Below are 24,823 nucleotides of genomic sequence, written 5' to 3' on the forward strand. Positions count from 1 at the left end.
GGACCAGATGCGGGGCGGGGGTGCGCGCCGCGTCAGCGGGCGTCGCGCAGGGCGCCGGTCAGCACGTCCAGGCCCACCGACCCGAGACTGAGTGCGTGGGCGTGGAACGCCCGCAGGTCGAACGCTTCGCCGCGCGCCTGCGCCGCCGTCCGGGCGTCGTCGCGCGCCTGCTCCCACAGCCGCTGGCCCACCTTGTACGACGGCGCCTGGCCGGGCCAGCCCAGGTAGCGGTTGAGCTCGAAGCGTACGAACGACTCCGGCATGTTGACGTTGGCCTTGAGGAACGGCCACGCCTTCTCCGCGTCCCACACCCCGCCGCCCCACTGCTCGGGGGCCGGCTTGCCGAGGTGCACGCCGATGTCGAGCACCACGCGGGCGGCGCGCATGCGCTGCGCGTCGAGCATGCCGAACCGGTCGCCCGGGTCGTCGAGGTGGCCGAGGTCGGCCATGAGCCGCTCGGCGTACAGGGCCCAACCCTCGCCGTGCCCGGAGACCCAGCACATGAGGCGGCGCCACGAGTTGAGCGTGTCCCGGGCGACGACGGCGGCCGCGCACTGCAGGTGGTGGCCCGGCACGCCCTCGTGGTAGACGGTGGTCTTCTCGCGCCAGGTGTTGAACTCGGTGACGTCGGCGGGCACGGACCACCACATGCGCCCGGGGCGGGAGAAGTCGTCGCTCGGTGGCGTGTAGTAGATGCCGCCCGTCTGGGTCGGCGCGATGCGGCACTCGATGGTGCGCACCGGGCCCTCGATGTCGAAGTGCGTGCCGGCGAGGTCCTCGATGGCGGCGTCCGCGGTCTCCTGCATCCAACGCCGCAGCGCGTCGGTGCCGTGCAGCGTGCGAGCCGGGTCGGCGTCCAGCGCGGCGACGGCGTCCTCGACGCTCGCGCCGGGACCGGCGATCTCGCGGGCCACGGACTCCTGCTCGGCGACGATCCGGGCCAGCTCGTCCAGGCCCCACTCGTACGTCTCGTCGAGGTCCACCTCGGCGCCGAGGAACTCGCGGGAGAAGCGCGCGTAGCGGTCGCGGCCCACGGCGTCGCGCTCCGGCGCCTGCGGCGCGAGGTCGCGCTCGAGGAACTCGGCGAGGCGTGCGTAGGCGTCGCGGGCGGCGTGCGCGCCGCGCTCCAGCTCGGCGCGCACGAGGCTGCACGCGCCCGACTCGTCCAGCACGGCGTCGGCGTCGTCGCTGCGCACGAGGCCGTCGAAGAACGAGTCGTGCCCGTCGAGGCCCGCGAGCTCGCGCGACTGGGACACGCCCTCGCGCACCTGGCGGATCGCGGCGACCTGGCCGCGCCGCGCGGCCTCGGTGAGCGACGCGACGTAGCCGTCGATCGCGTCGGGCACGGCATTGAGGCGCGCGGCGACGTTCTCCCACGCCTCCACCGAGCCGGTGGGCATGAGGTCGAAGACGTCGCGCAGCTGCTGCACCGGCGACTCGATGTTGTTGAGGCTCGCCAGCGGCTCGCCGGCGTCGTGCAGCTCGAGCGCCAGGCCCACCCGCTCGCGCATCGCGGCCAGGGTGACCCGGTCGACGGTGTCCAACGGGCCGCCGTCGCGCTCGGCCGCGTCCAGCTCGCGCAGGACGGCGCGGTCCGACTCGGCGCGCGCCTCGTGCCCGGCGGGGGACAGGTCGGTCATGCGGTGGTCGTGACCCGGCAGCCCGATCGCGGTGGCGAGCAGCGGGTCGAGCTCGGCGGACCGGGCGACGTACGCGTCGGCGACGGCGTCGACCGCGGAGGGGGTGCGGGGCGAGGAGGGGGTGCTCGAGGTCACAGCACGCACCCTATCGACCCGGCCCGAGACGGCGCGCCGTCATTCCGGCCTTACGGGTACGGTCTGTGCCCGTGCACGATGCCGTGAAGAACGAAGACGTGAATGCCACCGCCCGTCCGCCCCTCCGCGTCGTGGTCGCCCCCGACTCGTTCAAGGGCAGCGCCACCGCGACCGAGGTGGCCCGGGCGCTCGCGGCCGGGGCCCGCGCCGCCCTGGGCGACGACGCCGACGTGCGCGCCGTGCCGTTCGCGGACGGCGGAGAGGGCACGCTCGACGCGATCCTCGGGGCGTGGGGCACCGAGCCGCGCACCTGTGCCACCACCGACGCCCTCGGGCGCCCGACCACGGCGCGCTACGGCGTCTCGCCCGACGGCCGCACCCTCGCGGTCGAGGCGGCGGAGGCGTACGGGCTGCCGAAGGTGTCCGACGTCGCGCTGCGCCCGCTCGACGCGACCAGCCACGGCGTCGGGTCGGTCGTCCTCGCCGCGCTCGACGCCGCCGCGGACGCCGAGGAGGTCGTGCTGTTCGTCGGCGGGTCGGCCTCGACCGACGGCGGGGCGGGGCTCCTGTCCGACCTCGGCGCCCGGTTCCACGACGCGGCCGGCGCCCCCGTCCCTCCGGGCGGTGGCGGCCTGCGCGCCCTGGCCGCCGTCGACCTGTCCGGCCTCGACCCTCGCGCCCGCGCCCTGCGGTGGCGCATCGCGTGCGACGTCGACAACCCGCTGCTCGGGCCGCGCGGCGCCGCCGCCGTCTTCGGTCCGCAGAAGGGCGCGACGCCGGAGGACGTCGTGGTGCTCGACGACGGGCTCGCGCACCTCGCCGACGCCCTCGCCGCCGCGACCGGTCACGACGCGCGCGATCTGCCGGGCGCCGGGGCGTCCGGCGGGCTGCCGGTGGGCCTGTCGGCCGCGCTCGGCGCCGAGCTGGTGCCCGGCGGGGAGCTGGTCGCCGAGGCGGTGGGGCTCTCGGGGGCGCTCGAGGGCGCCGACCTCGTGCTCACCGGGGAGGGCCGCCTCGACGAGCAGTCGCTGCACGGCAAGGTCGTGGACACCGTGGTGCGGCTCGTGGCCGGCCGCGCGGCGGTCGTCGTCGTGGCGGGCGGCGTGGAGCTCACGGCCGCCCAGGTCGCGGAGGCCGGGATCGCCGCGGCGTTCTCCCTCGCGCCCGGGCCGCGCACGCTCGCCGAGCTCTCCCGCGATGCCGTGGTCGAGCTGGAGCGCACCGCCGCGCACGCGTGCCGGCTCTTCGCGGCGGGGCGCGCCTCGCGCTGACGCGTCAGCGCTTGCGGGTGCGGCGGCGGACGGCGTCGGCCCAAGCGCGGTGGTACCGCACCACGACGGTCTCGGTGCCGGGCGCCCACCACACGGCGACCGGGTCGCCGTCGCGCGGCGGGGGGAGCCGCTCCTCGTCGTCCGGGCGCACCAGGTGCGAGAACGCGCGGTCGGCCGTGCCGTCGTCCGTCGGGTAGGACACCAGGCCGCTGAGCAGCAGGCCGGAGCTCGTGCGGCGCTCGTTCACGGAGACCGACCCGGTGGCCGACCGCGTGTCCGCGCCGAACGCCGCGGCGTCGCGCCCCTCGCCGGCCTGCCGCTGGTCGTCCCGGTAGCGCACCAGGGCGGCGACGGCCGTGACCATGAGGCCCGCGAGCATGGCCATGAACAGCCAGAGCTCGAGCTCGCCGGACGGGTTCTCGATCGTGCGCCGCAGCACGTAGAGGGCGGCCGTCACGACCAGCGCGGGCGCCCACAGCCACCGTCGCAGCCAGCCCGGGCGCGGGGGAGCGGGTAGCTCCTCCAGCGGCGCGTCGACCTCGTCGGCGGAGGCGACCTGCTGCCAGACGACGCTCACGAGTGCAGGCTCCAGCGCCACGCGTCGGCGTTGTGGCGGCCCCAGCGGCCGCCGAAGCTCTTCGCCGTGACGCCCGCGCCGTTGCCGCGCACCGTGCGGGCGCGGTTGGTCCACTCCTCGACGGGGGCCTCGTCGTCGGGCAGGCCGGTCGCCGACGCGACCGCCGCGAGCCCCGCCACCAGGGCGGCGACCTCGACGTCGTCGGGCCGCCCGCGCACGACGTGCACGCTGTTCGTCGTGTCGTCGGTCATCGCGCACCCCCGAGCGGGTCGTCGCCGTCCTCGTCGTCCAGCTCGTCGTCCAGCTCGTCGTCGAGGTCGTCGTCGCCGAACTCCACCGCCGCGCCGCGCGACGTCGCCCACTCCGCGACCTCGTAGCCGCCGTCGAACAGGCGCTGCGCGACGTCGCCGCCGGCCTCGTCGAGCAGCTCGACGACGCCGTCCAGGGTGCCGGGCGAGCCGGGCGCCGGGTCGGCCACGACGAAGCCGAGGTAGAACACCTCCGCCGGCACGGCGCCCTCCGGGGCGTCGTGGGTGTGCTCGTCCTCCTCGTCGTCGCCCTCCCACACCGAGCTGGTGAGGTCGGGGTGCATGCCGAGCCCGTCGTGCAGCGCGTCGAAGACGGCGGCGTTGAGCTGGCCCACCCGGTTCTCCAGCGCGAGCACGCGCGGGTCCTCGTCCGCCTCGGAGGCGCCGAACTCGGCGCGTACGCCGACCGCGGTCTGCACGTACTCGTGCAGGGCGGCTGCCAGCGCGTCGACGGCGCGGTGCATCGGCTCGGGGTCGACCGACCCCAGCGGGGCGGGTCCGTGCGTGGCGTCCTCGTGGCTCATCTGCTCATTCTTCCCGGTTTCGACGGCGCTCAACCACCGACGGTGTCACAGGGGGATGTTGCCGTGCTTCTTGGGCGGCAGGCTGGCGCGCTTCGTGCGGAGGGCGCGCAGCGCGCGCACCACCTGCACGCGCGTCTCCGACGGGCGGATGACGGCGTCCACGTAGCCGCGCTCGGCGGCGTCCCACGGGTTGACGATCGCCTCGGTGTACTCGTCCGTGAGGCGCTGGCGCTCCGCCTCGACGTCGCCGCCGGACTCCGCGACCTCCTTGAGCGCCGAGCGCTGCAGGATGTTCACCGCGCCGGACGCGCCCATCACCGCGACCTGCGCCGTCGGCCAGGCGAGGTTGACGTCCGCGCCGAGCTGCTTGGAACCCATGACGATGTACGCGCCGCCGTACGCCTTGCGCGTGATGACGGTGACCAGCGGCACGGTCGCCTCGGCGTACGCGTAGATGAGCTTGGCGCCGCGGCGGATGATGCCCTGGTGCTCCTGGCCGACGCCGGGCAGGAAGCCGGGGACGTCGACGAAGGTCAGCACGGGCAGGTTGAACGCGTCGCACGTGCGCACGAACCGGGCGGCCTTCTCCGCGGCGTCGATGTCGAGCGTGCCGGCCATGGACAGCGGCTGGTTGGCGATGATGCCGACCGACTGGCCCTCGACGTGGCCGAACCCGATCAGCACGTTCTGCGCGAACAGCGGCTGCACCTCGAGGAACGACTCGGGGTCGAGGACCGTCTCGACGACGGCGCGCATGTCGTAGGGCTGGTTGTCGCTGTCGGGGACGATGACGTCGAGCGCCTCGTCGTCCTCCGTGACCTCCAGCGGCGTCTCGTCCTCGGGCGGGAACGACGGTGCGTCGCCCAGGTTGTTCTGCGGCAGGTAGCCCACGAGGTGGCGCACGTAGTCGATCGCGTCGTCCTCGTCCGCGCCCAGGTAGTGCGCCACGCCCGACGTCGCGTTGTGGGTGCGGGCGCCGCCGAGGGTCTCGAAGTCGACGTCCTCGCCCGTCACCGTGCGGATCACGTCCGGGCCGGTGATGAACATGTTCGACGTGCCGTCGGCCATGACGATGAAGTCGGTCAGGGCGGGGGAGTAGACGGCGCCGCCCGCGCTGGGGCCGAGGATGAGCGAGATCTGCGGGATCACGCCCGACGCCGCCACGTTGCGCCGGAACATCTCCGCGAACTGCGTCAGCGCGGCCACGCCCTCCTGGATGCGCGCGCCGCCGCCGTCCGAGATGCCGATGATCGGCACGCCCGTGCGCAGCGCGAGGTCCTGCACCTTGGCGATCTTCTGGCCGTGCACCTCGCCCAGCGAGCCGCCGAAGACCGTGAAGTCCTGGCTGAACACGCACACCTGGCGACCGTCGATCGTGCCGTGCCCGGTCACGACGCCGTCGCCCGCGACGCGGCGCTTGTCCAGGCCGAAGTTGCGGCTGCGGTGCTTGGCCAGCGCGTCCAGCTCGACGAAGCTGCCCTCGTCGAGCAGCGACTCGATGCGCTCGCGAGCCGTCTTCTTGCCGCGCGGGTGCTGCCGGGCCTTCGCGTTCTCCTCCGCGGCGGTCACGGCCTCGGCCCGACGGCGCTCCAGGTCGGCGAGCTTGGCGGCGGTGCCGGCAGGGGCGGTCGGCTCGGCGCTGGTCGAGGGGCCGGTCGAGGGGGTGGCGTCGTTCACCCGACCGACCCTAGTTGGTGGGTTGCCACGCATCGATGCGCGACAGGCTGCGACCCGCCCGGATTCTTTGGAGGGACCCCACAATCGTCGGCCGCTCCCTGCATCGGGAAGGATCGGACCATGCATCGGCCCCCGCTCGACGTCCCCGCCCTGCGCCGCGACCTGGTCGTCCCCGCCGGCCCCCTCGCGCGCCTCGACGTCGTCGACGTCTCCGCCTCGACCAACACCGAGCTGGTCGGGGCCGTCCGCGCCGCGCCCGAGGAGTGGCCCGCGCCCGCGGCCCTCGTCGCCGAGCACCAGGTCTCCGGGCGCGGCCGGGCGGGGCGCGCGTGGGCGACACCGCCGCGGGCCGCGCTCACGGTCTCGGTGCTGCTGCGGCCCCGGGTGGCGCCGGACCGGCTCGGCTGGCTGCCCCTGCTCGCGGGGCTCGCCGTCGCGCGCGCGGTCGACGCCGCCGGCGTGCCCGGGGCCGCAGTGAAGTGGCCCAACGACGTGCTGCTGCCGGCCGCCGACGACGCGGCCGGGTTGGGGCCGTTCCGCAAGGTGGCGGGCGTGCTGGCCGAGGTGGTGCCCGCCCCGGCCGGTCAGGGGCCCGCCGCCGTCGTGGTCGGCGTCGGGCTGAACGTGGACCAGGCGTCGGACGAGCTGCCCGTACCGACCGCGACGTCGTTGGCCCTGGCCGGTGCCGACGCGGACCGCGGCGCCCTGCTCGGCGCGCTGGTGCGCGAGCTCGCCGCCGTCGTGGCGGACCTGGAGGCCGCCGGCGGGGACGCCGCCGCGGCCGGGCTCGCCACGGCGTACGCGGCGCGATCGGCCACGCTCGGACACTCGGTGCGGGCCGAGCTCGCCGGGGGCGCCGACGTGGTCGAGGGCGAGGCGCTCCGGGTCGACGGCGACGGCGCCCTGGTCCTGCGGACGGCCGGGGGCGAGCGGGCCGTCACCGCCGGCGACGTGCACCACCTGCGCCGCTCCCAGCCGGGGCACAGCGGGCGCTGACTACAGTGGGGGCGTGACGAGCGACACCACGACGGGACCCGGACTGCCGACGGACGACGACGCCCGGCGGGCGGGGGACACCGCGGCCCGGCTGGACGAGGCGATCCTCGGCGGCCCGCGCCGGTACACGCTGTCGGACCTCGTGAAGGGCACCGGGCTGTCGCAGGAGTTCATCGAGAACTACTGGCGCTGGCTGGGGCTTCCCGTCACCCACCCCACCGAGGTGGGCTTCACCGACGCGGACATGCAGGCGCTGCGCGAGATCGGCGAGCTCGTGGACGCCGAGCGGCTCGACGAGCAGGCCCAGATGACGCTCATCCGCTCCCTCGGGCACACCACCGACCGGCTCGCCCTGTGGCAGGTGGAGGCGTTCGTCGAGCACCTCAGCCGCCGCGACGGCCTGGACGACGTGAGCGCGCGGCTGGCCGCCATCGATCGCATGCCGGACCTCACCTCGCAGCTCTCCCGCCAGCTCGAGCACGCCTGGCGACGCCAGCTCGCCGCGCTCACCGGGCGCCTCGCCACCGAGTTCGGCGGCGCGCGCCGCGGCACCCAGGAGGCCCACGGCGACGAGCTGCCGCTGCCGCGCGCGGTCGGCTTCGCGGACATCGTGTCGTTCACCAAGCGCACCGCGGGCCTCGGGTCGCAGGAGCTGTCGGAGTTCGTGCAGCTCTTCGAGTCCCGCGCCCGCGACGTCATCACCGAGGCCGGCGGGCGCGTCGTCAAGACCATCGGCGACGCGGTGCTGTTCGTGGCCGACGACGTGACCACGGGCGCCGAGGTGGCGCTCGGCCTGGCGGCACCGCACGCGACCGACACGGAGATCCCCGTGCGCGTCGGGTTCGTGTGGGGGCGGGTGCTGTCGCGGTTCGGCGACGTGTTCGGCTCGGACGTCAACCTCGCCTCGCGCATCACGGAGCTCGCCGAGCCCGCCACCGTGCTGGTGGACCCGCACACCGCGTCCCTGCTCGCGTCGTCGTCGCGCTACGCCCTCACGGCGCAGCCGCCGCAGGAGGTGCAGGGCATCGGCGAGATCACGCCGGTGCGGCTGCAGCGCGCGTACACCGGGGCCTGACCGGGGCTCCTCAGTCGCGGCCCGCGGCGACCACGTCGGGGTCCCGCGGGTCGGGGTCGACGTCGATGAGCGACGGCCGGTTGTTCCGCACGGACCCCACGGCGTCGCCCACCGGCCGCGTGGCCATGCCGACCTGCGGGCCCGTGACGATCCCCATCGCCTGCTCGGCCCCGACGGCCGGGTCCAGCCACGCGTCCCACGACGCCCGGGGCAGCACGACGGGCATGCGGTCGTGGATGCGCTCCAGGTCCTGCGACGCCGCCGTGGTGATGACCGTCGCGGAGACGAGCCAGCGGTCGGGGTCGTCGTCCGCCCTGGTCCGGTCGCGCCAGAACTCGTAGAGCCCGGCGAGCGCCGCGACGCCGCCGTCGTCCGGGTGGATCCAGTACGGCTGCTTCGGCACCTTGCCCTTCGACGCGCCCTTCGCGGGGGTCCCGGGCGGCAGCTCGAGCTTGCGCCACTCGTAGTAGCCGTCGGCCGGCAGCAGGCAGCGCCGGACGCCGAGGGGCTTCGCGAACGCGGACTTGTCGAGGAGGGTCTCGGTGCGCGCGTTGATCATGCGCGCGCCGATCGACGGGTCCTTGGCCCACGACGGCACGAGCCCCCAGCGCGCCAGGCGCAGCGAGCGGGTGATCTCGCCGGTCTGGCCGCCCTCGAGCCGCTGCGGGCGCTCGACGACGATGCGCACGGGGTCGGTGGGGGCGACGTTCCACGACGGGGGCAGGAGGCGCGCGTCCTCCGCGATCTCGGCGACGGCGAGGTCGTCGGCGATGTCCTGGGCGTCGCGGAAGGACGCGTAGCGGCCGCACATGGGTCCATCGTGACGCATCCCACCGACAGCCGTCCGGGCTGCCGGTCGAATCGGCCTGGGCGCGGTCGTAACGATTCGATACGATGGCGACCATGCCCGACGACTCCGCGAGACTTCCGCGCGCCCGCTCTCCGTACCGTTGGGTCATCATGCTCGGCGCCCTCGCGGCGCTGCCCGCGTTCACCGTCGACATGTACCTGCCGTCGCTGCCCGAGGTGGCGACCGACCTGGGGTCCTCCGCCTCGTTCGCGCAGCTCTCCGTCTCCGTGATGCTCATCGGCGGCGCCCTGGGCCAGCTCACCATCGGGCCGCTGTCCGACCGGTTCGGGCGGCGCGCGCCGCTCATGTGGGGCCTGGCGCTGCACGTGGTCACGTCGATCCTGTGCGCCTTCGCGCCGAACATGACGATCCTCGTGGCCCTGCGCCTGATGCAGGGCTTCTTCAACGCGGCGTGCGGCGTGGCCGCGATGGCGGTGGTGCGCGACCGGTTCGTCGGCGCCGAGGCCGCGCGCATCCTGTCCCGCCTCATGCTCGTCATCGGCGTCGCGCCGATGCTGGCGCCGACCTTCGGCTCCGCGGTGGCCGCCGCGGCCGGCTGGCGCTGGGTCTTCGGCTTCCTGGCGCTCGCGGGCGTCGCGATGGGGGTCGTCGTGTGGCGGTTCATGCCGGAGACGCTGCCGGCCGCGCGCCGGCAGACCGGCGGCGCCCGGAGCGTGTTCGCGGGCTACCGGACGCTGGTCAAGGACAAGCAGTTCATGGCGCTCGCCGTCATCCCGGGCCTCGGGCAGGCGGTGCTGATGAGCTACGTCGTCGGCTCGCCGTTCATCTTCCAGGAGGGCTACGGCCTGAGCCACGGTCAGTTCTCCGTGCTGTTCGCCGTCAACGGCCTCGGGCTGGTGCTGTCCGCGCAGGTGAACGCGGCCCTCGTGCGGCGCGTCGCGCCCATCCGGCTGCTGCGCACCGCGCTCGCGATCCAGGGCGTGGTCGCGGTCGGGCTGCTGGCGGTGGCCCTCACCGGCGCCGGCGGGCTGATCGGCCTCCTCGCGATGCTGTGGGTCGTGCTCGCCTTCCAGGGGCTGATCCCCGCCAACGCGTCGGCCATCGCGCTGTCCCGGCACGGCGAGCGCGCCGGCACCGCCGCCGCCGTCATCGGCGCCGTGCAGTCCGGCGTCGCCGGCCTCGTCTCGCCGCTCGTGGGCGTCCTCGGCGGCGACGCCGTCGCGATGTCGTGGGTGATGCTCGTCGCGCTCGCCTGTGCGATCGCCGTGCTCGCGTTCGCGACGCCCGCCTACCGCAAGGACGGCTGGGTCAAGCTGGCCTGACGGGCGCGGGGCCGACGGCGTCCTAGGCGAAGCCGAAGACCGGTCCGAAGGTCACCACCACGACGAGCGCCCACACCGCGTAGACCGGCAGGAAGCGCGTCTGCCACCGGACCAGCGCGCCGAACGGCCGCCGGTCGCGCAGGAAGTCGAGCAGCAGCAGCCCGGACCGGGCCAGGTGCACCAGGAGCAGCAGGTTCAGGCCGAGCGCGGCCACCTTGTTGGGGCTGAAGCCGAACTCGGCGATGCGGGTGAGCATCGCGGTGAGCGCGACGGCGTCGACGGCGAGGGCCGACGCGACCAGCACGAGCTGCAGCCCGTCGAACCAGCCCGGCCGGGCCAGCGAGTCGCGCGCCGAGACGGAGTACAGCAGCAGGCACAGCACCAGCACGAGGATCGCGTCCATGAGGATGAGCAGCTCGCGCTCGACGTCGGCCAGGCCGCCGGCGCCGAGCAGGACGACGAGCGTCACCAGCAGCATCACCGTCGTCAGCGGCGTGAAGACGCGGGTGAGCACGGGGGCGATGTTCTCGACGACGTCCTGCTTCGCCTCGACGAGCCACGCCCCGACGACGACGGCCCCCGGCACCGCGAACGGCATGATCCAGCTCTCCATCGCGGGCTCGATGTCCACGCCGACGAGGCTCAGCGTCGCGGCCGTGAGGCCCAGCAGCACCCCGCCGCCGATCGCGAGCAGCGTGACATAGACGACGAGCTCGCCGGTGAAGCGCGCGAAGTCCATCCGCGGGTCCTGGTCCCGCCAGCGGCCGCCCACGTAGACCACGCCGACCAGTGCCCACAGCACGACGGGGGCGTGGATCGCGGCGAGGACGACGGTCGACCCCGTGTCGACGTACGGGTAGACGTTGAGCACGACGGCGAGCAGCGCGTACGGGACCAGCAGGGCCGCGACCACGCGCCACGCGACGCGGCGCTTCCACACGAAGTACGCGGCCAGGAACGGCGCCGTCATGAGCGGCACGTTGCGCAGCAGCGCGGAGTCCGTGTCGAACGCGGCGAGCGCCACCTTCACCGCGATCCCCGCGCCGACGGCGAGGGCGAGGACGACGGCGAGCTCGCGCCAGGCGGGCGCCGACTCCTGCGGGGGGCCGTCGGGGACGAGGACGAGCTGCTTCCAGAGGCGCTCGGAGTGCTCGCGGGCGAACTCGTGCGAGACGGCGTCGAGGTTGCCCATGCGGCGCACCGCGACGAGGAACGCCTCGTCGTCGTCGAGCCCGGTCGCGGTGAGGTCGTCGACCCGGCCGCGCAGGTGGTCCTCCATCTCGTCCACGTCGGCGGGCGCGATGGCGCGGTGGCGCTGCACGTACGAGCGCCACTGGTCGATCTGCGCCTCGAGGCGCTCGCGGGAGGCCATCAGGCCCAGCCCTCCGCGACGGCGGGGCGGGCCATGGGCTGCAAGGGCTGTGTGGCCTGTGCCGCCTGCTGGGCAGACCGCCAGACCTGGTGCAGCACGTCGGCGACGACGGTCCACTGCTCCTGGCGCTCGACGAGCGCGTCGCGCCCGGCCGCGGTGAGGGCGTAGTGCTTGCGGCGGCGACCGGCCTCTGAGGTGCCCCACGTCGCGACGACCAGGCCCAGGCGCTCGAGCCGGTGCAGCAGGGGGTAGAGCATCCCGTCGGTCCACTGCATGCGGCCGCCGGAGAGCTCGGTGACCCGCTTGAGGATGGCGTACCCGTACGACTCGCCCTCCGCGAGGATGCCGAGCACCAGCGGGGTGGCGGACGCCGCCACCAGGTCCTTGTCGAAGCGCACCTAGGGCTCCTATGTCTAGATCTGCTAGGGATGCTGAACCTAGCAGATCTAGGCATCGCTCGGGAGGGGGTGCACCGTCCGGGCGGCACGGGAACGTCATCCAGCGGACGGTCAGGGTTCATCCGGGGTTGGGCGGGCCGTCGTGGGGCGCCGCTGGGATCGGGCCATGAGTCGATCACTGCTGCTCCGCGCCGCCGCGGTCGGGACCGCCGCCGCCGTCGCCCTCACCACCGCGAGCACCGCCGCCGTCGCGGGCGGCCGCCACGACGACCGACCGTCCGGGCCCGACCGGCACGGCCGGGTCACGACCCACCTCGTACCGACCCTCGAGGGCCGCGCGACGCTGTCCGCGGACTTCCTCGCCGAGGGGCCGGCGTCCGGGGCCCAGGCATCAGCCGCCAACGGCCGGCAGGGCCCCTGGGACGGTCAGGTGATCCCGGGCTTCTCGGCGATGGTGGACAACGGCGACGGGACCTTCTGGGCGCAGCCGGACAACGGCTTCGGCAGCCAGGGCAACTCCGCTGACTTCCTGCTGCGCAGCTACCTCGTCGAGCCCCACTGGGACACGGGGCGCGACGGCTCCGGCTCGGGCGACATCGAGGTGCTCGACCACATCTCCTACAACGACGAGAACCACGTGCTGGACTTCGACATCGTCCGCGGCGACACCGAGGAGCGGCTGCTCACCGGCGCCGACTTCGACGTCGAGTCCGTCGTGCGGGCCGACGACGGCACGCTCTGGGTGGGCGAGGAGTTCGGCCCGTTCCTGCTGCACTTCGACGCGGACGGCACGCTCCTGGAGAAGCCGTACGAGCTGCCGGGCGGCCTGAGGTCGCCGCAGAACCCGTACCTCGCCGACGGCGAGGAGCCCACGGTGCGCGCCAGCCGCGGCTTCGAGGCGATGGCCGGGGTCAAGGGCGGGCGCTACCTGTACCCGGTGCTCGAGGGCGCCCTCGCCGACGACGCCGACCAGCGCCGCCGCGTCGTCCACGAGTTCGACACCCGCCGCGGCGCGTACACCGGCCGCACCTGGGACTACCAGGCCGACCAGGAGGCCAACGTGCTCGGCGACGCGTTCGCCGTCGGCAAGGACTCGTTCTGGGTCGTGGAGCGGGACGACTTCGAGGGGCCCGCCTCGGTCACCAAGCGCGTGTACGAGATCGACCTGAGCGAGACGGACCGGGACGGCGCGGACGGTAGGGGATACCTGCGCAAGGAGCTCGTCCTCGACGCGCTGCGGGTGGAGAACCCCGACGGCATCGACGCGGGGGAGGGCTACGGCCTGGGCGACACGTACGCGCTGCCCGTGCAGTCGTTCGAGACCGTGCTGCGGCTGCGCGACGGCCGCGTCCTCATCGGCAACGACAACAACTACCCCGGCAACGCTGCCCGCAACCCCGGGACGCCGGACGACACCGAGATGGTCGTGATCGACCTGGAGAAGCAGCGCACCCGGGACGACGGCGTGACCGTCGTCGGGCACCGCGGCGCCTCCGGCGACCGGCCCGAGCACACGCTCGCCGCCTACGAGCAGGCCATCGTCCAGTGCGCGGACGTCATCGAGCCGGACGTCGTGCCCACCAAGGACGGCGTGCTCGTGGCCCGGCACGAGAACGAGATCGGCGGCACCACCGACGTCGCCGAGCACCCCGAGTTCGCCGACCGTCGCACCACGAAGACGATCGACGGCACGCCGGTCACGGGCTGGTTCACCGAGGACTTCACGCTCGCGGAGCTGCGCACGCTGCGCGCCGTCGAGCGGCTGCCCGAGCTGCGCCCCGCCAACACGGCCTACGACGGGCTGTACCAGGTGCCCACCCTCGACGAGGTGCTCGACCTCGCCCGGCACTCGGAGACGTGCGACGGGCAGCCGGTCGGCGTGGCGCCGGAGACCAAGCACCCCAGCTACTTCGCGTCGATCGGGCTGCCGCTGACCGACCCCCTGGTGGACGAGCTCGCCGCGAACGGCCTCGACTCGCGGCGCGCGCCCGTCGTCGTGCAGTCGTTCGAGACGACGAACCTGCGCGAGCTGGACCGGCGCACCGACGTACGCCTCGCGCTCAACGTGTCCGCCAGCGGGGCCCCGTACGACCTGGTGGCCGCCGGCGACCCGCGCACCTACGCGGACCTCGTCACCCCGCGCGGCCTGCGCGACCTGGCCCGCTACCTCGACATCGTGAGCCTCGAGAAGAACGTGGTCGTGCCGCGCGCCGCGGACGGCACGCTCGGGCGGCCCACCTCGGTGGTCCGCGACGCGCACCGTGCCGGGCTCGAGGCCTACGCCTGGACGTTCCGCGCCGAGAACCAGTTCCTGCCGGCCGAATACCGCTCCTCGGCGGACCCCGCCGAGCGCGGCGACCTCGCCGGCGAGCTCGACGCGTTCCTCGACACCGGGTTGGACGGCGTGTTCTCGGACCAGCCGGGCCTCGCCGCCGACGCCGTCGCAGCCCGGGGCTGACCCGTCGCGCGAGGGGTGAACCCGCCGCCCGCCGGGGCCACCCCTCGCGCGAACGTGCTGCTCAGGCCCTATGATCGCGCTTGTGCGGACCCTGCCACGGCACGCGTCAAGCCTCGCCTCGCACCGGGTCGCCCGCACGATCGCCCTCGTCGTCACCGCGGTGGTGGCGTTCGTGGCGGCGACCGCGGTCGCGTCGTTCGTCGACCTGCGCTCCCAGATCGGCGTGTCCGACGTCGACGACCTGCTCGCCGGCGACGACCGCCCGCCCGAGGTGCCGGTCGAGCAGGACCCCAGCGACCCGTTCGCGGGCAAGGACCTCAACATCCTGGTGATGGGCACGGACTTCCGGGACGAGGCCAACGCCAAGATCGCGGGGTCCGGCGACGAGTTCCACTCGGACACGACGCTGCTGGTGCACCTGTCCGGCGACCGCAGCCGCATCGAGGCCGTGTCCGTCCCGCGCGACTCCCTCGTCGACATCCCCGCCTGCAAGCTTCCCGGCGGCGGCGAGACCGCGCCGCAGTCGGGGGCCATGTTCAACACCTCGTTCGCGCTGGGCGGCGGGCCGGACAAGGACGTCACCGGCGCTGCTGCCTGCACCATCCGCACCGTCGAGAAGCTCACCGGGGTGCGCGTCTCGGACCACGTCGTCGTGCAGATGACCGGCGTGATCGGCGTCGTCGACGCCATCGGCGGGGTCACGATGTGCCTCCCCGAGCCGGTCAAGGGCCGGCGCGTGGACCTCGACCTGCCCGAGGGGAAGCAGAAGCTCGACGGGTACACCGCGATCAACTTCCTGCGTGCCCGCAAGGGCGAGGGCATGGGCCTGGAGATCGGCAGCGACCTCAAGCGCATCGAGCGGCAGCAGGCGTTCTTCGACGCCGCGATGCGCGAGATCCTGTCGCAGAACATCATCACCGACTCGCCCCGCCTGTACCGGATGGTGCGCGAGATCCTCGGCTCCATCTCCACGGACCCCGACCTCGCGAGCCCGACGGCGCTCGCGGGTCTGGCGTGGAGCATCCGCGACATCGACCCGTCGCGCATCGTCTTCACCTCGGTGCCCGTCGTCGACTCGGTGAGCCAGCCCGGCCGGGTCGAGTGGACCTCGGAGGCCGACGCGATCTGGGAGCGGATCCGCGCCGACAAGGCACCGCCGGGGACGTCCGAGCCGGACCAGGACGCGGGCAGCGCGTCGCCGTCGGACGCCACCGCCGTCGACGACGACGTCCCGTCGCCCGACGGGCAGGACGACGGGCAGGACGACGGGCAGGACGACAGCGAGGGCAAGGACAGCGACGACGACTCGCCCGACCCGTCGCCCAGCCCGTCCCTCCTGCCGGGCGTCTGCGCCTGACCGCCGCGGAACGGCCCTCCACCTAGTGATCTCTCGCGGCATGCACGCGCATGCCGCGAGAGATCGCTTGGTCGAAGTTCGGTCAGGTCAGGTCAGGACTGTGGCAGGGCGCGGCGCGCCTCGAGCCGCAGGGCCTCGGTGACCCGGTCCAGCACCGTGGAGCGCAGCTTCCACTGCTGCAGGTAGAGCGGGACGTCGACGACGGCGTCGTCCGCCAGCAGCCGCACGGCCGCTCCACCGTGCTCGCGCCGGGTGTCGCGTCCGCCGACCGGGCCGTCGTCGAGAACCCCGAAATGCGCGTCGGGGGCCGGCAGCGGGCCCCACATGCCCCAACCGAGGCCGCGACGGATCGCGTCCATGTACTCGGACGTGCTCGGCACGTGGTGGCGTGGCGGGCTCGGGACGGCGGTGCCGGCCGCGGCGGCCTGTCGCCGCAGCCAGGCGTCCTGCAGGTCGTCGGCGCGGTTGAACACGATCATCGGGGCGCGGCCCAGGGCCTCGATGGTGGGGCCGTCGGGGAACCAGCGCGCGATCACCGACCCCGCGGCGGCCGGGCGGTAGCGGGTGATGCCGAGGGGCTCGGACGTGCATCCCTGCACAGGCTCGCGCTGCGAGGTGATCGCGGCCATGACGACGCCGGCCGGAAGCAGGTCGACCGTGCGGTCCTGGTCCTCGCGGTAGAGGTCGAAGCAGACGCCGTCCACGCGGGCCAGAGCCGGCATCACCCAGGTGGCCAGCGAGTCTCCGTTGACCGCCAGCGGCACGCTGACCGGCCGCGGCGGGGCGCCGGTGCCGTCGTCGTCGGCGTCCCTCGGCCCGAGCTCGCGGCTCGCCTCCGCGCCGAGCAGCTCGACCTGGCGCGCCAGGCGCAGCAGCGTGCGCCCTGGTTCGGTCGGCGCGACCGGGCGCGTGCGGCGCACCAGCACGGAGCCCGCGGCGTTCTCGAGCGCGCGGACACGCTGGCTGACCGCCGACGGCGTGACGTGCAGCGCACGGGCCGCGGCCTCGAACGATCCCTCGGTGACGACGGCGGCGAGCGCCTCGAGCTGGCGGGAGTCCCATCGCATGCCCCCACGGTAGATGAAGAAATGCTTGATCGGATGAAGAAACCGTAGATGGACTTCATGTCTCCGCGGACCTAGCGTCGAGGGGTGCTCACCCTCCTCGCCGGCTTCGGCTTCGGTCTGTCCCTCATCGTCGCCATCGGCGCGCAGAACGCCTTCGTGCTGCGCCAGGGCGTGCGCCGCGAGCACGTGGGCCTCGTCGTCGCCGTGTGCGCGGCGTCCGACGTCGTGCTCTACCTGGCCGGGACCGCCGGGCTCGGGGCGCTCGTCGTGAGCCACCCCGCCGTCGTCGAGGTCGCGCGGTGGGCCGGCGCCGCCGTCGTGCTCGGGTACGGAGCCCTCGCGGCGCGGCGGGCGTTCCGTGGCGACGAGGCGGGGCTGGCCGCCGCGTCGGACGGCGCGGTCGCCGACGCCGGACGGCGCGCGCGGCCCGTGCTGCTCACGGCGCTCGCGCTCACCTGGCTCAACCCGCACGTGTACCTGGACACCGTGGTGCTGCAGGGGTCGCTCGCGGCGTCGTACGGCGACGCGCGCTGGTTGTTCACCGCCGGCGCGGTCGTCTCCAGCATCCTGTGGTTCATCGGCCTCGGCTACGGCGCGCGGCTGCTCGCCCCGGTGCTCGCCCGGCCCGGTGCGTGGCGCGTCGTCGACGGCGTCGTCGCCGGCATCATGCTGGTCGTCGCCGTGAGCCTGGTGCTGCCGGCGCTCGCGGCGTAGAGCCCGTCACTTCGGCACCTCCTCCGTCTGTTCGGCATGGCCTCGTGCCGAACAGACGGACGCGCTGCCGAACAGATCGGGGCCGGCGCGGCGGGAGCAGGGTCAGAGGCGGTGCAGGCGGTCGACGGCGTCGCGCAGCACGTCCTCCCGCTTGACGAACGTGAACCGCACGCGCGACGCGAGCGCCTGCGCCGTCGTCGAGCCGGCGCGGCAGAACGCGGAGACGGGGACGCCGACGACGCCGGCGAGCTCGGGGAGCCGACGGCACAGCTCGTGCCCGTCGGCGGCGCCGAGCCGCTCCAGCAGGTGCGCGCCGTCCGCGACGACGAAGTACGTGCCCTCGGGGACGACGACGTCGAACCCGGCGGCGGTCAGGCCGTCGCACAGCAGGTCCCGGCGGGAGGCGAGCGACGCGGCCAGCGCACGCGGTGCGTCGTCGTCCGCGAGCGCCTGCGCGATGGCGGGCTGGAAGGGCGCGCCGGACGTGTAGGTGAGGAACTGCTTGACCGTCCGCACGGCCGTGACGAGCTGGGCCGGGCCGTGCACCCAGCCGACCTTCCAACCCGTGAGGCTGAACGTCTTGCCGCTGGAGGAGACGGTGAGGGTGCGCTCCGCCATGCCCGGCAGGGTCGCGATCGGCACGTGCACGGCGTCGTCGAAGGTGAGGTGCTCGTAGACCTCGTCGGTGAGGACGACGGTGTCCGCCTCGCGCGCGACGGCGGCCACCTGCTCCAGCTCGGCCCGCGTGAGCACCGTGCCCGTGGGGTTGTGCGGGGTGTTGAGCACGATGAGCCGGGTGCGCGGGGTGACCGCGGCGCGCAGGGCGGCGGCGTCGAGCCGGAAGCCGTCGGCGGTGAGCGGCACGGGCACGTGCGTGGCCCCGGCGAGCGCGATGCTCGCGGCGTGCGAGTCGTAGTAGGGCTCGAGCGTGACCACCTCGTCGCCGGGACCGGCGAGGGCGAGGATCGACGCGGCCAGGGCCTCCGTGGCGCCGGTGGTGACCAGCACCTCGCCGTCGGGGTCGACGTCGAGCCCGTAGCGGCGCCGCTGGTGGTCGGCGATCGCGCGCCGCAGCTCCGGGACGCCGTCGCCGGGCGGGTACTGGTTGCGTCCCGCGTCGATGGCGTCCTTCGCGGCGTCCCGGATGAACGCAGGCCCGTCGACGTCGGGGAAGCCCTGGCCCAGGTTGATCGCGCCGGTGCGGGCGGCGAGCGCCGTCATCTCCGCGAAGATCGTCTGCGCGACGGCGCCGTCCGCCCCGAGCAGTCCCGTCGCGCGGGCGACGTCGTTCCAGCGTCCGGACGGGGGAGAGGTCGGCATGGGCCGACCCTAGCCCGACGGCCGGTCGTCCCCCTGAACGAGGGGTCGCGACGACGGGGACGGAGCCCCGGGGCGAGCTCACCGCCGGCGGCCTGCCCACGATCCGAGATGCCGGCCGACCGGGCGGCGGGGCGTCTTGTCGGTGTGACGCCGCAGGTCAGAGGGCATTTCTAGGGGAGACTCCCCGGCCTGCCGGCCGCCCCGGAAGGCCGGTCTGCCGGACTTGTCCACAGGCGGCTCCCAGCCGATTGCTCGGGCCCCCTATCCTGGTCCCGCCTTGCCGCCGCCAGCGTCCCCGCTGGGCACGACGAGAGGACAGATCAGTGTCGATCGACACGACGGCGCCCACCGACGCCGCCGCACTGCTCGAGCACGAGGTGCGCGAGCTCGTGCGCCGTCGCGCCCTCGACCCGGTCCGCGACCGGCCGGGGCTGGAGCGCCTCGTCGCGGAGGCCTCCGCCGACTACACCGAGCGCGCCACGCGCGGCGTCGTGCCCGCGCTCGTGGACCCGCAGGGCACAGCACGGGCCGTGGTCGACGCGCTCGGCGGGCTCGGCCCCCTGCAGCGCTACCTCGACGACCCCGAGGTGGAGGAGATCTGGATCAACTCTCCCCGGCCTAACATCGGTGCTGGTCAGGGTGTTCTCATGCCTGGACAGTCCGCATAGCGTCCGCAGGAATCGCCTCAGAGACCATCGCGGCCGTGGCTGCGCGAGTCTTGTCCTCGGCCGTGGGCCACAGGTGCGAGTACGTGTTGAGCGTGACCGTGGCGCTCGAGTGCCCGAGCGCCCGCTGCACCGTGACGACATCGCACCCAGCGGCGATAAGGCCCGAGGCAAAGAAGTGCCTGAGGTCGTGATGCCGGATGTCCTGTACGCCGGCCATGCGCGTGGTCGACGTCCACCAGGCGTGCGCCGTCGTCGGGGGGAGTGGGCCGCTGGAGTTGCCCGCCATAACGAGCCACCCGTCCTGGGGTGTGCCGAACACCTCAAGGTGCTGGGCGAGCATCTGCACGATCGCGTCGGGCAGATAGACGTCGCGCTCTGAGCCGTACTTCGGAGCTCGTTCGACCAGGCCCCCGCCCTTCAGGCGCTGTACCTGGCGTGCGACGTGTAGACGCCGCCGCAGGAAGTCGACGTCGTCCGCCTTCACCGCGGTTACCTCACCGAGCCGCAGACCGGCGAACGCCGACAGGTAGACCAGAGGGCGACGGTACGGATCGGACGCCTGGAGGATCGCGCCCACCTGCTCTGGGGTCGGGATAGTCATGGCAGCTTCCCGGCGACGCTGGCGGGGGAGCGCGATGCCCACTGACGGGTCGACGACGATCAGTCGGTCGCGGATCGCAGCCTTGAATGCCGCGCGAACGCCGTTCATCCTCGAGGCGACCGTCGTGGGGGCGAGGCCCTTCGATGACATCACCTTCACCCAGCCCTCGAGATGCGAGGGCCGGATGTCCTTGAGCGGCACGTCTCCGAACGTGACTGACCGGCGTGTGAGATCCATGGCCGTCTGCGTGGTGTTCTCCCAAACCTGGCGGCTCGACCACTCACGCCACCACGCATCGAACGTCCTGCGCCCCGCCCTCGGGTCCGCGTAGGTGCCCGTGACGATGGTTGCGGTGACCTCGTCAAGCCACCTCTGAGCATCGACCTTCCGCTGGAAGTGCTTGGCGTGCTCCTTGCCCGCAGCGTCGCGGTAGCGAGCCCGCCAGACCCCGTCAGGGCGCTTCTTGATCGAAGTCATTCAGATACGCCTCGACTCCACGCTCCGTGATGTCCGCTGCGTCTATCGCCCACTGCAGCGTGCTCGACTCCAGCGTCCCTTGTAGCCGCTCACGAACGCCCGCGGACACGTCTTCGCTTTCCAGTGCCGTGACGACGAGCCGCCGAGCCTTCTCGAGCTGCCCGATGTCCTGCGTGAGTTTGAGCCAGACCCCAGTCAGCGCGTCTCCTGCCGTCATCGCGGTCTGGTCAGCTGGCGAGTGCGACACCAGCAGGTTCTCAAGTATGTACGGCTCCCACCCGAGCGCATCGCCGATCGAAACCAACTCGTCGACTGTCACCCCGCGGGTACCCGCCTCGATCTTCGCGATCGACGTCGGATGTGTCTTCATCCCGTAGTCGGCCAAGTGCTGGGCGAGCTCGGCCTGGGTCATGCCCTTGCTCTTGCGCGCGTCGCTCACGTACGTCCCCAGCACCTTCCGGTGGCGCGGGATCTCCTTCTCGCGGGCTTGCTCCATGCGGCAAACGGTACTTGCTTGCGCTCTGCCCCGTCAACGGGTAGCGTTGCCACCAACGGCAAGTGAAGAATGGCGGAAGGGGCAAGATGGCAGTCAGGACACTCCTCCGGACGAAGGACGTTTCGGAGATGACGGGGATCCCTGAGCCGACGCTCAGGTGGTTCAGGCACACAGGCCAGGGCCCAGTGAGCTTCACCCTCGGAGCGCGACGGGTCGTCTACGACCTGGCCGACGTCGAGAAGTGGATCTCGGACAGTCGAGCCGCCGCGATGAAGGAGTCGGCTTGATCTCAGAAAGGCCGAAGGGCCCGGCGGCAACCGGGCCCCTCAACATCCAGAGCCGCGGCAACGGCTCCAGAAGCACTCGCACCCAGAAGGAGTACGCAATGTCCCTCCACATTACAACCCAGGACAACTTCACCCCCACCTTCCCCGCTCCGAACGTCGAGCCGCCCTCGTGGGCCCTGGCGCGCGAGTGGGAATGGGAGCAGGCCGCTCAGGCCTGGCACCGCGTCGTCACCAGCGAGGCGAACTACATCGCCGACGTCGGCGACGGGGGTATCCGCCTCGTGGCACTCCAGACCGCGCGGGCCGACGGCTCGGTGTTCACGTCGAGGCTCTCCTTCGACGGCGACATGTTCGGTCGGGAGCTCACCAACCCGCGCCTGTCCCTCGCCCAGCTCATCGAGTGGGCGGCGTTCGTGTCCGCCGTCCTGCCCAGCAACCTGCTGCCCGAGAGCGACGACGACAACTGAGACCGAGCGGCCCCGCCTGACAGAGCCGGCAGGTGGGGCCGCTCCTGAGCCCCGGAAAGGGGGCAGGATGGGCGATCCACTGGAGGTCGATGGCAGCCGGCCCGCTGTGGCCGCTGTAGCGGCACTGCCACGCTCCTTTCGCCTGACCGACGCCGAGTGGCGAGTACTCATGGTGCTTGCCTGCGACTCGTATGACGGCAAGACCTCGGCGCCCGGCATGGACAACCTCGCGGAGTGGTCTGGCCTCCTGCGGTCATCTGCCGCACGAGCAGTCGCCCGACTCCTCGAGCCTACGGAGCATCGGCCTGCACTCTTGGCGAAGCCGGACGCGAGTCGCGGGCGCCGTCGGACCGAGTACGCCCTGGCGTTCAACCGTCCGGTCACGCCGGACGGTTCAACCGTCCGGCCAACAGTCTCCGAACAGTCTCCGAACCGTCCGGTCACGCCGGACGGTCAACAGTCTCCCAACCGTCCGGTCACGCCGGACGCTCCCTTCTCCCTGGGATCCCTTCTCCCCTCCCCGGACGACGACGTCTCGATGAACCGTCACGGCCATCACGACAACGCGATGAGGGGGTTGGAGGATTTGGTTTCAGAGAGATGGCTTCCAATCGGTGCAGCCGAGCTGATCACTCACGCATACCGCCTTGGCAACGGAGACCCGTGGCAGGGCTACCTCGAGATCAAGCACCGGACCGCGCGAAGCCTGGACGGTGCCACAGACCCGAAGGCCGTCCTCATGTCCAGATTGCGAGGCGCAGCATGACGACTCTGACGACACATTGCGTGTGTGGGCACGTGTTCCGTATTCACGGACGCGCATGGATCGGCGACGAGAAGTGTCGCGCCTGCGACTGCGACGATTTCGAGGAGCGCATCGATGCCGATACGTGCTGAAGGCGTTACCCGAATCCTCACAAGCCGAACCGGAGAGTTCGTCGCCTTCGTGCCCGACGGCTACATCGAGGTCCGAGTTCGATTCTCTCCAGCCGGCGGCCCTGCCCGCTACAGGTGCGACAACTGCGGGAGGCACCCCGACCCGACCTGCAAGCACGAGCACGCAGCGAAATCCGCATACCGACGACACATGAAGGAGAACCATGGCTGACACCACCGAAAGCCCGACCGAAGCACCCGAGGCGGTCCAGGAGGCCCCAGACGCACCCGCCGAGGCTCCCGAACCGGGCAAGGCCGGCCGCGAGGCTGCGAAGTACCGCACACAGCTCCGTGAGACCGAGGCCGAGCGCGACACGCTCCGTGAGACCGTCTCGGCCCTTCGTCGCGAGCAGGCCGAGGCTGCCCTCGACAAGACCCTCGCCAAGCCCGATTCCTTCTGGCTCACGGGCGCCACTGTGGACGACTACATCGACGACACGGGCAACCTCGATCGAAGCCGCCTCGTCGCCGATGCTCAGAGTGCCGTGAACAAGCAGGGACTCGCGTCCTTCAAACGCTTCGCCGGCCACGCCGATCAGGGTGCACGCCCGGTCGAGAAGAGCGGCGGAACCACCTGGCAGGACGTTCTCGGCGGTTAGCAATATCGCACCTGGTCCGGTATCCTTGGAGATGAGCGCAAGGATGCCGGGCCAGGTGCCCATTCCATTCGCTCAGCCGCCCCAGGTGGGCAGCGCAGGTAGGCCAGGAGCCGCCGCGTAGAAGGATCACCATTCCTCCGCGTGCGGCTCTATTGCTGCCTGAGACCCCAGGAGCATCACATGACGATGTTCACCACTTCCACCGATGTCTCGGGAATCCTCCCCGACGATTACGGCCCCCTCATCGTTCAGCCCGTGCAGCGTGGCTCGATCGCCTACCAGGTCTCGACCGGCCTGGGGACGAACTCGACGCAGATGCACGTCCCGATCGTGACCGAGGACCCTTCCGCCGCCTGGGTGGCTGAGGGCGCCGAGATCACGCCGGACGACGGCACCCTCGACGAGCTCTCGATCACCCCCACCAAGATCGCCGGCCTCACCGCGATCACCCGCGAGCTGGCCAGCGACTCCAGCCCTGCCGCCGCCGAGATCGTGGGCAACGGCCTGGCACGGTCCATCGCCACTCGGGTCGACCAGGCGTTCTTCGGTGCTCAGTCGGCGCCTGCCCAGTCCGGTCTCGGTGCCCTGTCGGGCGTCGGCACCGTGGACGCTGGCAGCGTGTGGGCCAACCTCGACCCGTTCCTCGAGGCCATCAGCAACACCGAGACCGTGGGCACCAACGTCACCTCCTTCGTGGCCAACCCCGCCGACGCCCTGCTCCTGGCCCAGCTCAAGGACCAGACCGGCAGCAACCGCCCGCTGCTCGGCTCGGACCCGACGCAGCCCACTCGACGACTCATCCACGGTGTCCCGCTGTACGTCTCGCCCGCTGTCACCGTCGGCACGGTCTGGGGAATCCCTCGCGACCGCGTCCTCGTCGTGACCCGTGAGGACGTCTCTCTCGAGGTCGACAAGAGCGTGTTCTTCACGAGTGACCGAGTCGCGGTCAAGGCGATCATGCGCGTCGGGTTCGGCTTCCCGCACGCCGCCGCGGTCCAGAAGATCACCCTCGGCGCGTGACCTACCCAGTCGTGACCCTGGCGTCAACGTCACCCGCCCTGGTCTATAGCCAGCCAGGCACGCGGGATCGCTGAGCAACCCCGCAGGTCAGCGACTTGTGTGACGCAAGGCAACCAACGCCCTGACCAGGGGGGATGCCCCCCAAGGTCCAAGCCGGAACACCGCCGGTGAGGTGAGGCGCGGTCTGTACGGGATCCCAGGTCCGCCGGGCAGGCGGAAACCAACTGCATAGAGAACGCCCCCGCGACCG

At 72.8% G+C, this 24,823-nt stretch carries 24 protein-coding genes; 12 read left to right on the plus strand and 12 right to left on the minus strand.

What is annotated here, in order from left to right; genetic code table 11:
• Positions 1 to 32: 32 nt before the first annotated feature.
• The gene (locus ABZ493_RS06050) at positions 33 to 1,775 is read right to left on the minus strand and encodes a DUF885 domain-containing protein (RefSeq protein ID WP_430581274.1); all 1,743 of its coding nucleotides are present in this window, start codon (positions 1,773 to 1,775) and stop codon (positions 33 to 35) included.
• A gap of 98 nt (positions 1,776 to 1,873) precedes the next feature.
• Between ABZ493_RS06050 and ABZ493_RS06055 the strand changes: the two genes are divergently transcribed.
• Positions 1,874 to 3,046: a glycerate kinase gene (locus ABZ493_RS06055; protein WP_430581275.1), complete on the plus strand. Its 1,173-nt coding sequence runs from the start codon at positions 1,874 to 1,876 to the stop codon at positions 3,044 to 3,046.
• Positions 3,047 to 3,050: 4 nt separating this feature from the next.
• On the opposite strand, the gene ABZ493_RS06060 is transcribed toward ABZ493_RS06055, so the two are convergent.
• From ABZ493_RS06060 to ABZ493_RS06075, 4 genes are read right to left on the minus strand one after another with little or no spacing between them, the layout of a single operon-like run.
• Positions 3,051 to 3,623 (minus strand): hypothetical protein, encoded by a 573-nt coding sequence (locus ABZ493_RS06060; RefSeq protein ID WP_430581276.1) that lies wholly within the window; start codon positions 3,621 to 3,623, stop codon positions 3,051 to 3,053.
• Entirely contained in the window at positions 3,620 to 3,874 is a 255-nt protein-coding gene (locus tag ABZ493_RS06065; protein WP_430581277.1) for an acyl-CoA carboxylase epsilon subunit, read from the minus strand. Before ABZ493_RS06065 ends, ABZ493_RS06060 begins: the two co-directional genes overlap by 4 nt.
• Complete coding sequence (locus ABZ493_RS06070; RefSeq protein WP_430581278.1) at positions 3,871 to 4,455, minus strand: hypothetical protein; 585 nt, start codon at positions 4,453 to 4,455, stop codon at positions 3,871 to 3,873. The genes ABZ493_RS06065 and ABZ493_RS06070 overlap by 4 nt, the downstream gene beginning before the upstream one ends.
• 45 nt (positions 4,456 to 4,500) lie before the next feature.
• A complete protein-coding gene (locus tag ABZ493_RS06075) occupies positions 4,501 to 6,048 on the minus strand; it encodes an acyl-CoA carboxylase subunit beta (RefSeq protein ID WP_430581338.1) in 1,548 nt (515 codons plus the stop codon).
• Positions 6,049 to 6,252: 204 nt separating this feature from the next.
• Here ABZ493_RS06075 and ABZ493_RS06080 point away from each other — a divergent pair, with 204 nt between their 5' ends.
• A complete protein-coding gene (locus ABZ493_RS06080) occupies positions 6,253 to 7,128 on the plus strand; it encodes a biotin--[acetyl-CoA-carboxylase] ligase (protein ID WP_430581279.1) in 876 nt (291 codons plus the stop codon).
• Between the two features lie 13 nt (positions 7,129 to 7,141).
• Positions 7,142 to 8,203, plus strand: a complete 1,062-nt coding sequence (locus tag ABZ493_RS06085; RefSeq protein WP_430581280.1) for an adenylate/guanylate cyclase domain-containing protein — start codon at positions 7,142 to 7,144, stop codon at positions 8,201 to 8,203.
• Positions 8,204 to 8,213: 10 nt separating this feature from the next.
• Here the strand turns inward: ABZ493_RS06085 and ABZ493_RS06090 are convergent, their stop codons facing one another.
• On the minus strand, positions 8,214 to 9,014 hold the full coding sequence (locus tag ABZ493_RS06090; protein WP_430581281.1) for an SOS response-associated peptidase: 801 nt from the start codon (positions 9,012 to 9,014) through the stop codon (positions 8,214 to 8,216).
• A 92-nt stretch (positions 9,015 to 9,106) separates the two neighbouring features.
• On the opposite strand from ABZ493_RS06090, the gene ABZ493_RS06095 reads away from it, so the two are divergent.
• Positions 9,107 to 10,336 carry a multidrug effflux MFS transporter gene (locus tag ABZ493_RS06095; RefSeq protein ID WP_430581282.1) on the plus strand — a complete coding sequence of 410 codons (1,230 nt, stop codon included), beginning with the start codon at positions 9,107 to 9,109 and terminating at the stop codon, positions 10,334 to 10,336.
• Between the two features lie 22 nt (positions 10,337 to 10,358).
• Here the strand turns inward: ABZ493_RS06095 and ABZ493_RS06100 are convergent, their stop codons facing one another.
• Together ABZ493_RS06100 and ABZ493_RS06105 are read right to left on the minus strand one after the other, a co-directional pair.
• Positions 10,359 to 11,708: a permease prefix domain 1-containing protein gene (locus ABZ493_RS06100; RefSeq protein ID WP_430581283.1), complete on the minus strand. Its 1,350-nt coding sequence runs from the start codon at positions 11,706 to 11,708 to the stop codon at positions 10,359 to 10,361.
• Positions 11,708 to 12,106 (minus strand): helix-turn-helix transcriptional regulator, encoded by a 399-nt coding sequence (locus ABZ493_RS06105; RefSeq protein ID WP_430581284.1) that lies wholly within the window; start codon positions 12,104 to 12,106, stop codon positions 11,708 to 11,710. Before ABZ493_RS06105 ends, ABZ493_RS06100 begins: the two co-directional genes overlap by 1 nt.
• A gap of 166 nt (positions 12,107 to 12,272) precedes the next feature.
• Between ABZ493_RS06105 and ABZ493_RS06110 the strand changes: the two genes are divergently transcribed.
• Together ABZ493_RS06110 and ABZ493_RS06115 are read left to right on the plus strand one after the other, a co-directional pair.
• Positions 12,273 to 14,564, plus strand: coding sequence for an esterase-like activity of phytase family protein (locus ABZ493_RS06110; RefSeq protein ID WP_430581285.1), 2,292 nt, complete (start codon positions 12,273 to 12,275; stop codon positions 14,562 to 14,564).
• An 82-nt stretch (positions 14,565 to 14,646) separates the two neighbouring features.
• On the plus strand, positions 14,647 to 15,921 hold the full coding sequence (locus tag ABZ493_RS06115) for an LCP family protein (RefSeq protein ID WP_430581286.1): 1,275 nt from the start codon (positions 14,647 to 14,649) through the stop codon (positions 15,919 to 15,921).
• 92 nt (positions 15,922 to 16,013) lie between these two features.
• Here ABZ493_RS06115 and ABZ493_RS06120 read toward each other — a convergent pair whose 3' ends face one another.
• Positions 16,014 to 16,988, minus strand: a complete 975-nt coding sequence (locus tag ABZ493_RS06120) for a LysR family transcriptional regulator ArgP (RefSeq protein WP_430581287.1) — start codon at positions 16,986 to 16,988, stop codon at positions 16,014 to 16,016.
• Positions 16,989 to 17,072: 84 nt separating this feature from the next.
• Between ABZ493_RS06120 and ABZ493_RS06125 the strand changes: the two genes are divergently transcribed.
• Positions 17,073 to 17,702 carry a LysE/ArgO family amino acid transporter gene (locus ABZ493_RS06125; protein WP_430581288.1) on the plus strand — a complete coding sequence of 210 codons (630 nt, stop codon included), beginning with the start codon at positions 17,073 to 17,075 and terminating at the stop codon, positions 17,700 to 17,702.
• 102 nt (positions 17,703 to 17,804) lie between these two features.
• On the opposite strand, the gene ABZ493_RS06130 is transcribed toward ABZ493_RS06125, so the two are convergent.
• Positions 17,805 to 19,022 (minus strand): pyridoxal phosphate-dependent aminotransferase, encoded by a 1,218-nt coding sequence (locus tag ABZ493_RS06130; protein WP_430581289.1) that lies wholly within the window; start codon positions 19,020 to 19,022, stop codon positions 17,805 to 17,807.
• Between the two features lie 323 nt (positions 19,023 to 19,345).
• On the opposite strand from ABZ493_RS06130, the gene ABZ493_RS06135 reads away from it, so the two are divergent.
• Positions 19,346 to 19,690: a hypothetical protein gene (locus ABZ493_RS06135; RefSeq protein ID WP_430581290.1), complete on the plus strand. Its 345-nt coding sequence runs from the start codon at positions 19,346 to 19,348 to the stop codon at positions 19,688 to 19,690.
• Here the strand turns inward: ABZ493_RS06135 and ABZ493_RS06140 are convergent.
• Together ABZ493_RS06140 and ABZ493_RS06145 are read right to left on the minus strand one after the other, a co-directional pair.
• Positions 19,668 to 20,768, minus strand: coding sequence for a tyrosine-type recombinase/integrase (locus ABZ493_RS06140; protein WP_430581291.1), 1,101 nt, complete (start codon positions 20,766 to 20,768; stop codon positions 19,668 to 19,670). The two genes, ABZ493_RS06135 and ABZ493_RS06140, sit on opposite strands and share 23 nt — an antisense overlap.
• Positions 20,743 to 21,264 (minus strand): helix-turn-helix transcriptional regulator, encoded by a 522-nt coding sequence (locus ABZ493_RS06145; RefSeq protein WP_430581292.1) that lies wholly within the window; start codon positions 21,262 to 21,264, stop codon positions 20,743 to 20,745. Before ABZ493_RS06145 ends, ABZ493_RS06140 begins: the two co-directional genes overlap by 26 nt.
• 86 nt (positions 21,265 to 21,350) lie before the next feature.
• Here ABZ493_RS06145 and ABZ493_RS06150 point away from each other — a divergent pair, with 86 nt between their 5' ends.
• The 4 genes from ABZ493_RS06150 (at position 21,351) to ABZ493_RS06165 (ending at position 24,573) form a co-directional block, all read left to right on the plus strand.
• Positions 21,351 to 21,551, plus strand: coding sequence for a helix-turn-helix domain-containing protein (locus ABZ493_RS06150; protein ID WP_430581293.1), 201 nt, complete (start codon positions 21,351 to 21,353; stop codon positions 21,549 to 21,551).
• A gap of 98 nt (positions 21,552 to 21,649) precedes the next feature.
• On the plus strand, positions 21,650 to 22,018 hold the full coding sequence (locus tag ABZ493_RS06155) for a hypothetical protein (protein ID WP_430581294.1): 369 nt from the start codon (positions 21,650 to 21,652) through the stop codon (positions 22,016 to 22,018).
• Between the two features lie 1,100 nt (positions 22,019 to 23,118).
• Positions 23,119 to 23,553 (plus strand): hypothetical protein, encoded by a 435-nt coding sequence (locus tag ABZ493_RS06160; RefSeq protein WP_430581295.1) that lies wholly within the window; start codon positions 23,119 to 23,121, stop codon positions 23,551 to 23,553.
• A 180-nt stretch (positions 23,554 to 23,733) separates the two neighbouring features.
• A complete protein-coding gene (locus ABZ493_RS06165; protein WP_430581296.1) occupies positions 23,734 to 24,573 on the plus strand; it encodes a phage major capsid protein in 840 nt (279 codons plus the stop codon).
• Positions 24,574 to 24,823 lie beyond the last annotated feature (250 nt).

This window comes from Isoptericola sp. NPDC019482 (genome assembly GCF_040632295.1).
Taxonomy (GTDB): domain Bacteria; phylum Actinomycetota; class Actinomycetes; order Actinomycetales; family Cellulomonadaceae; genus Isoptericola.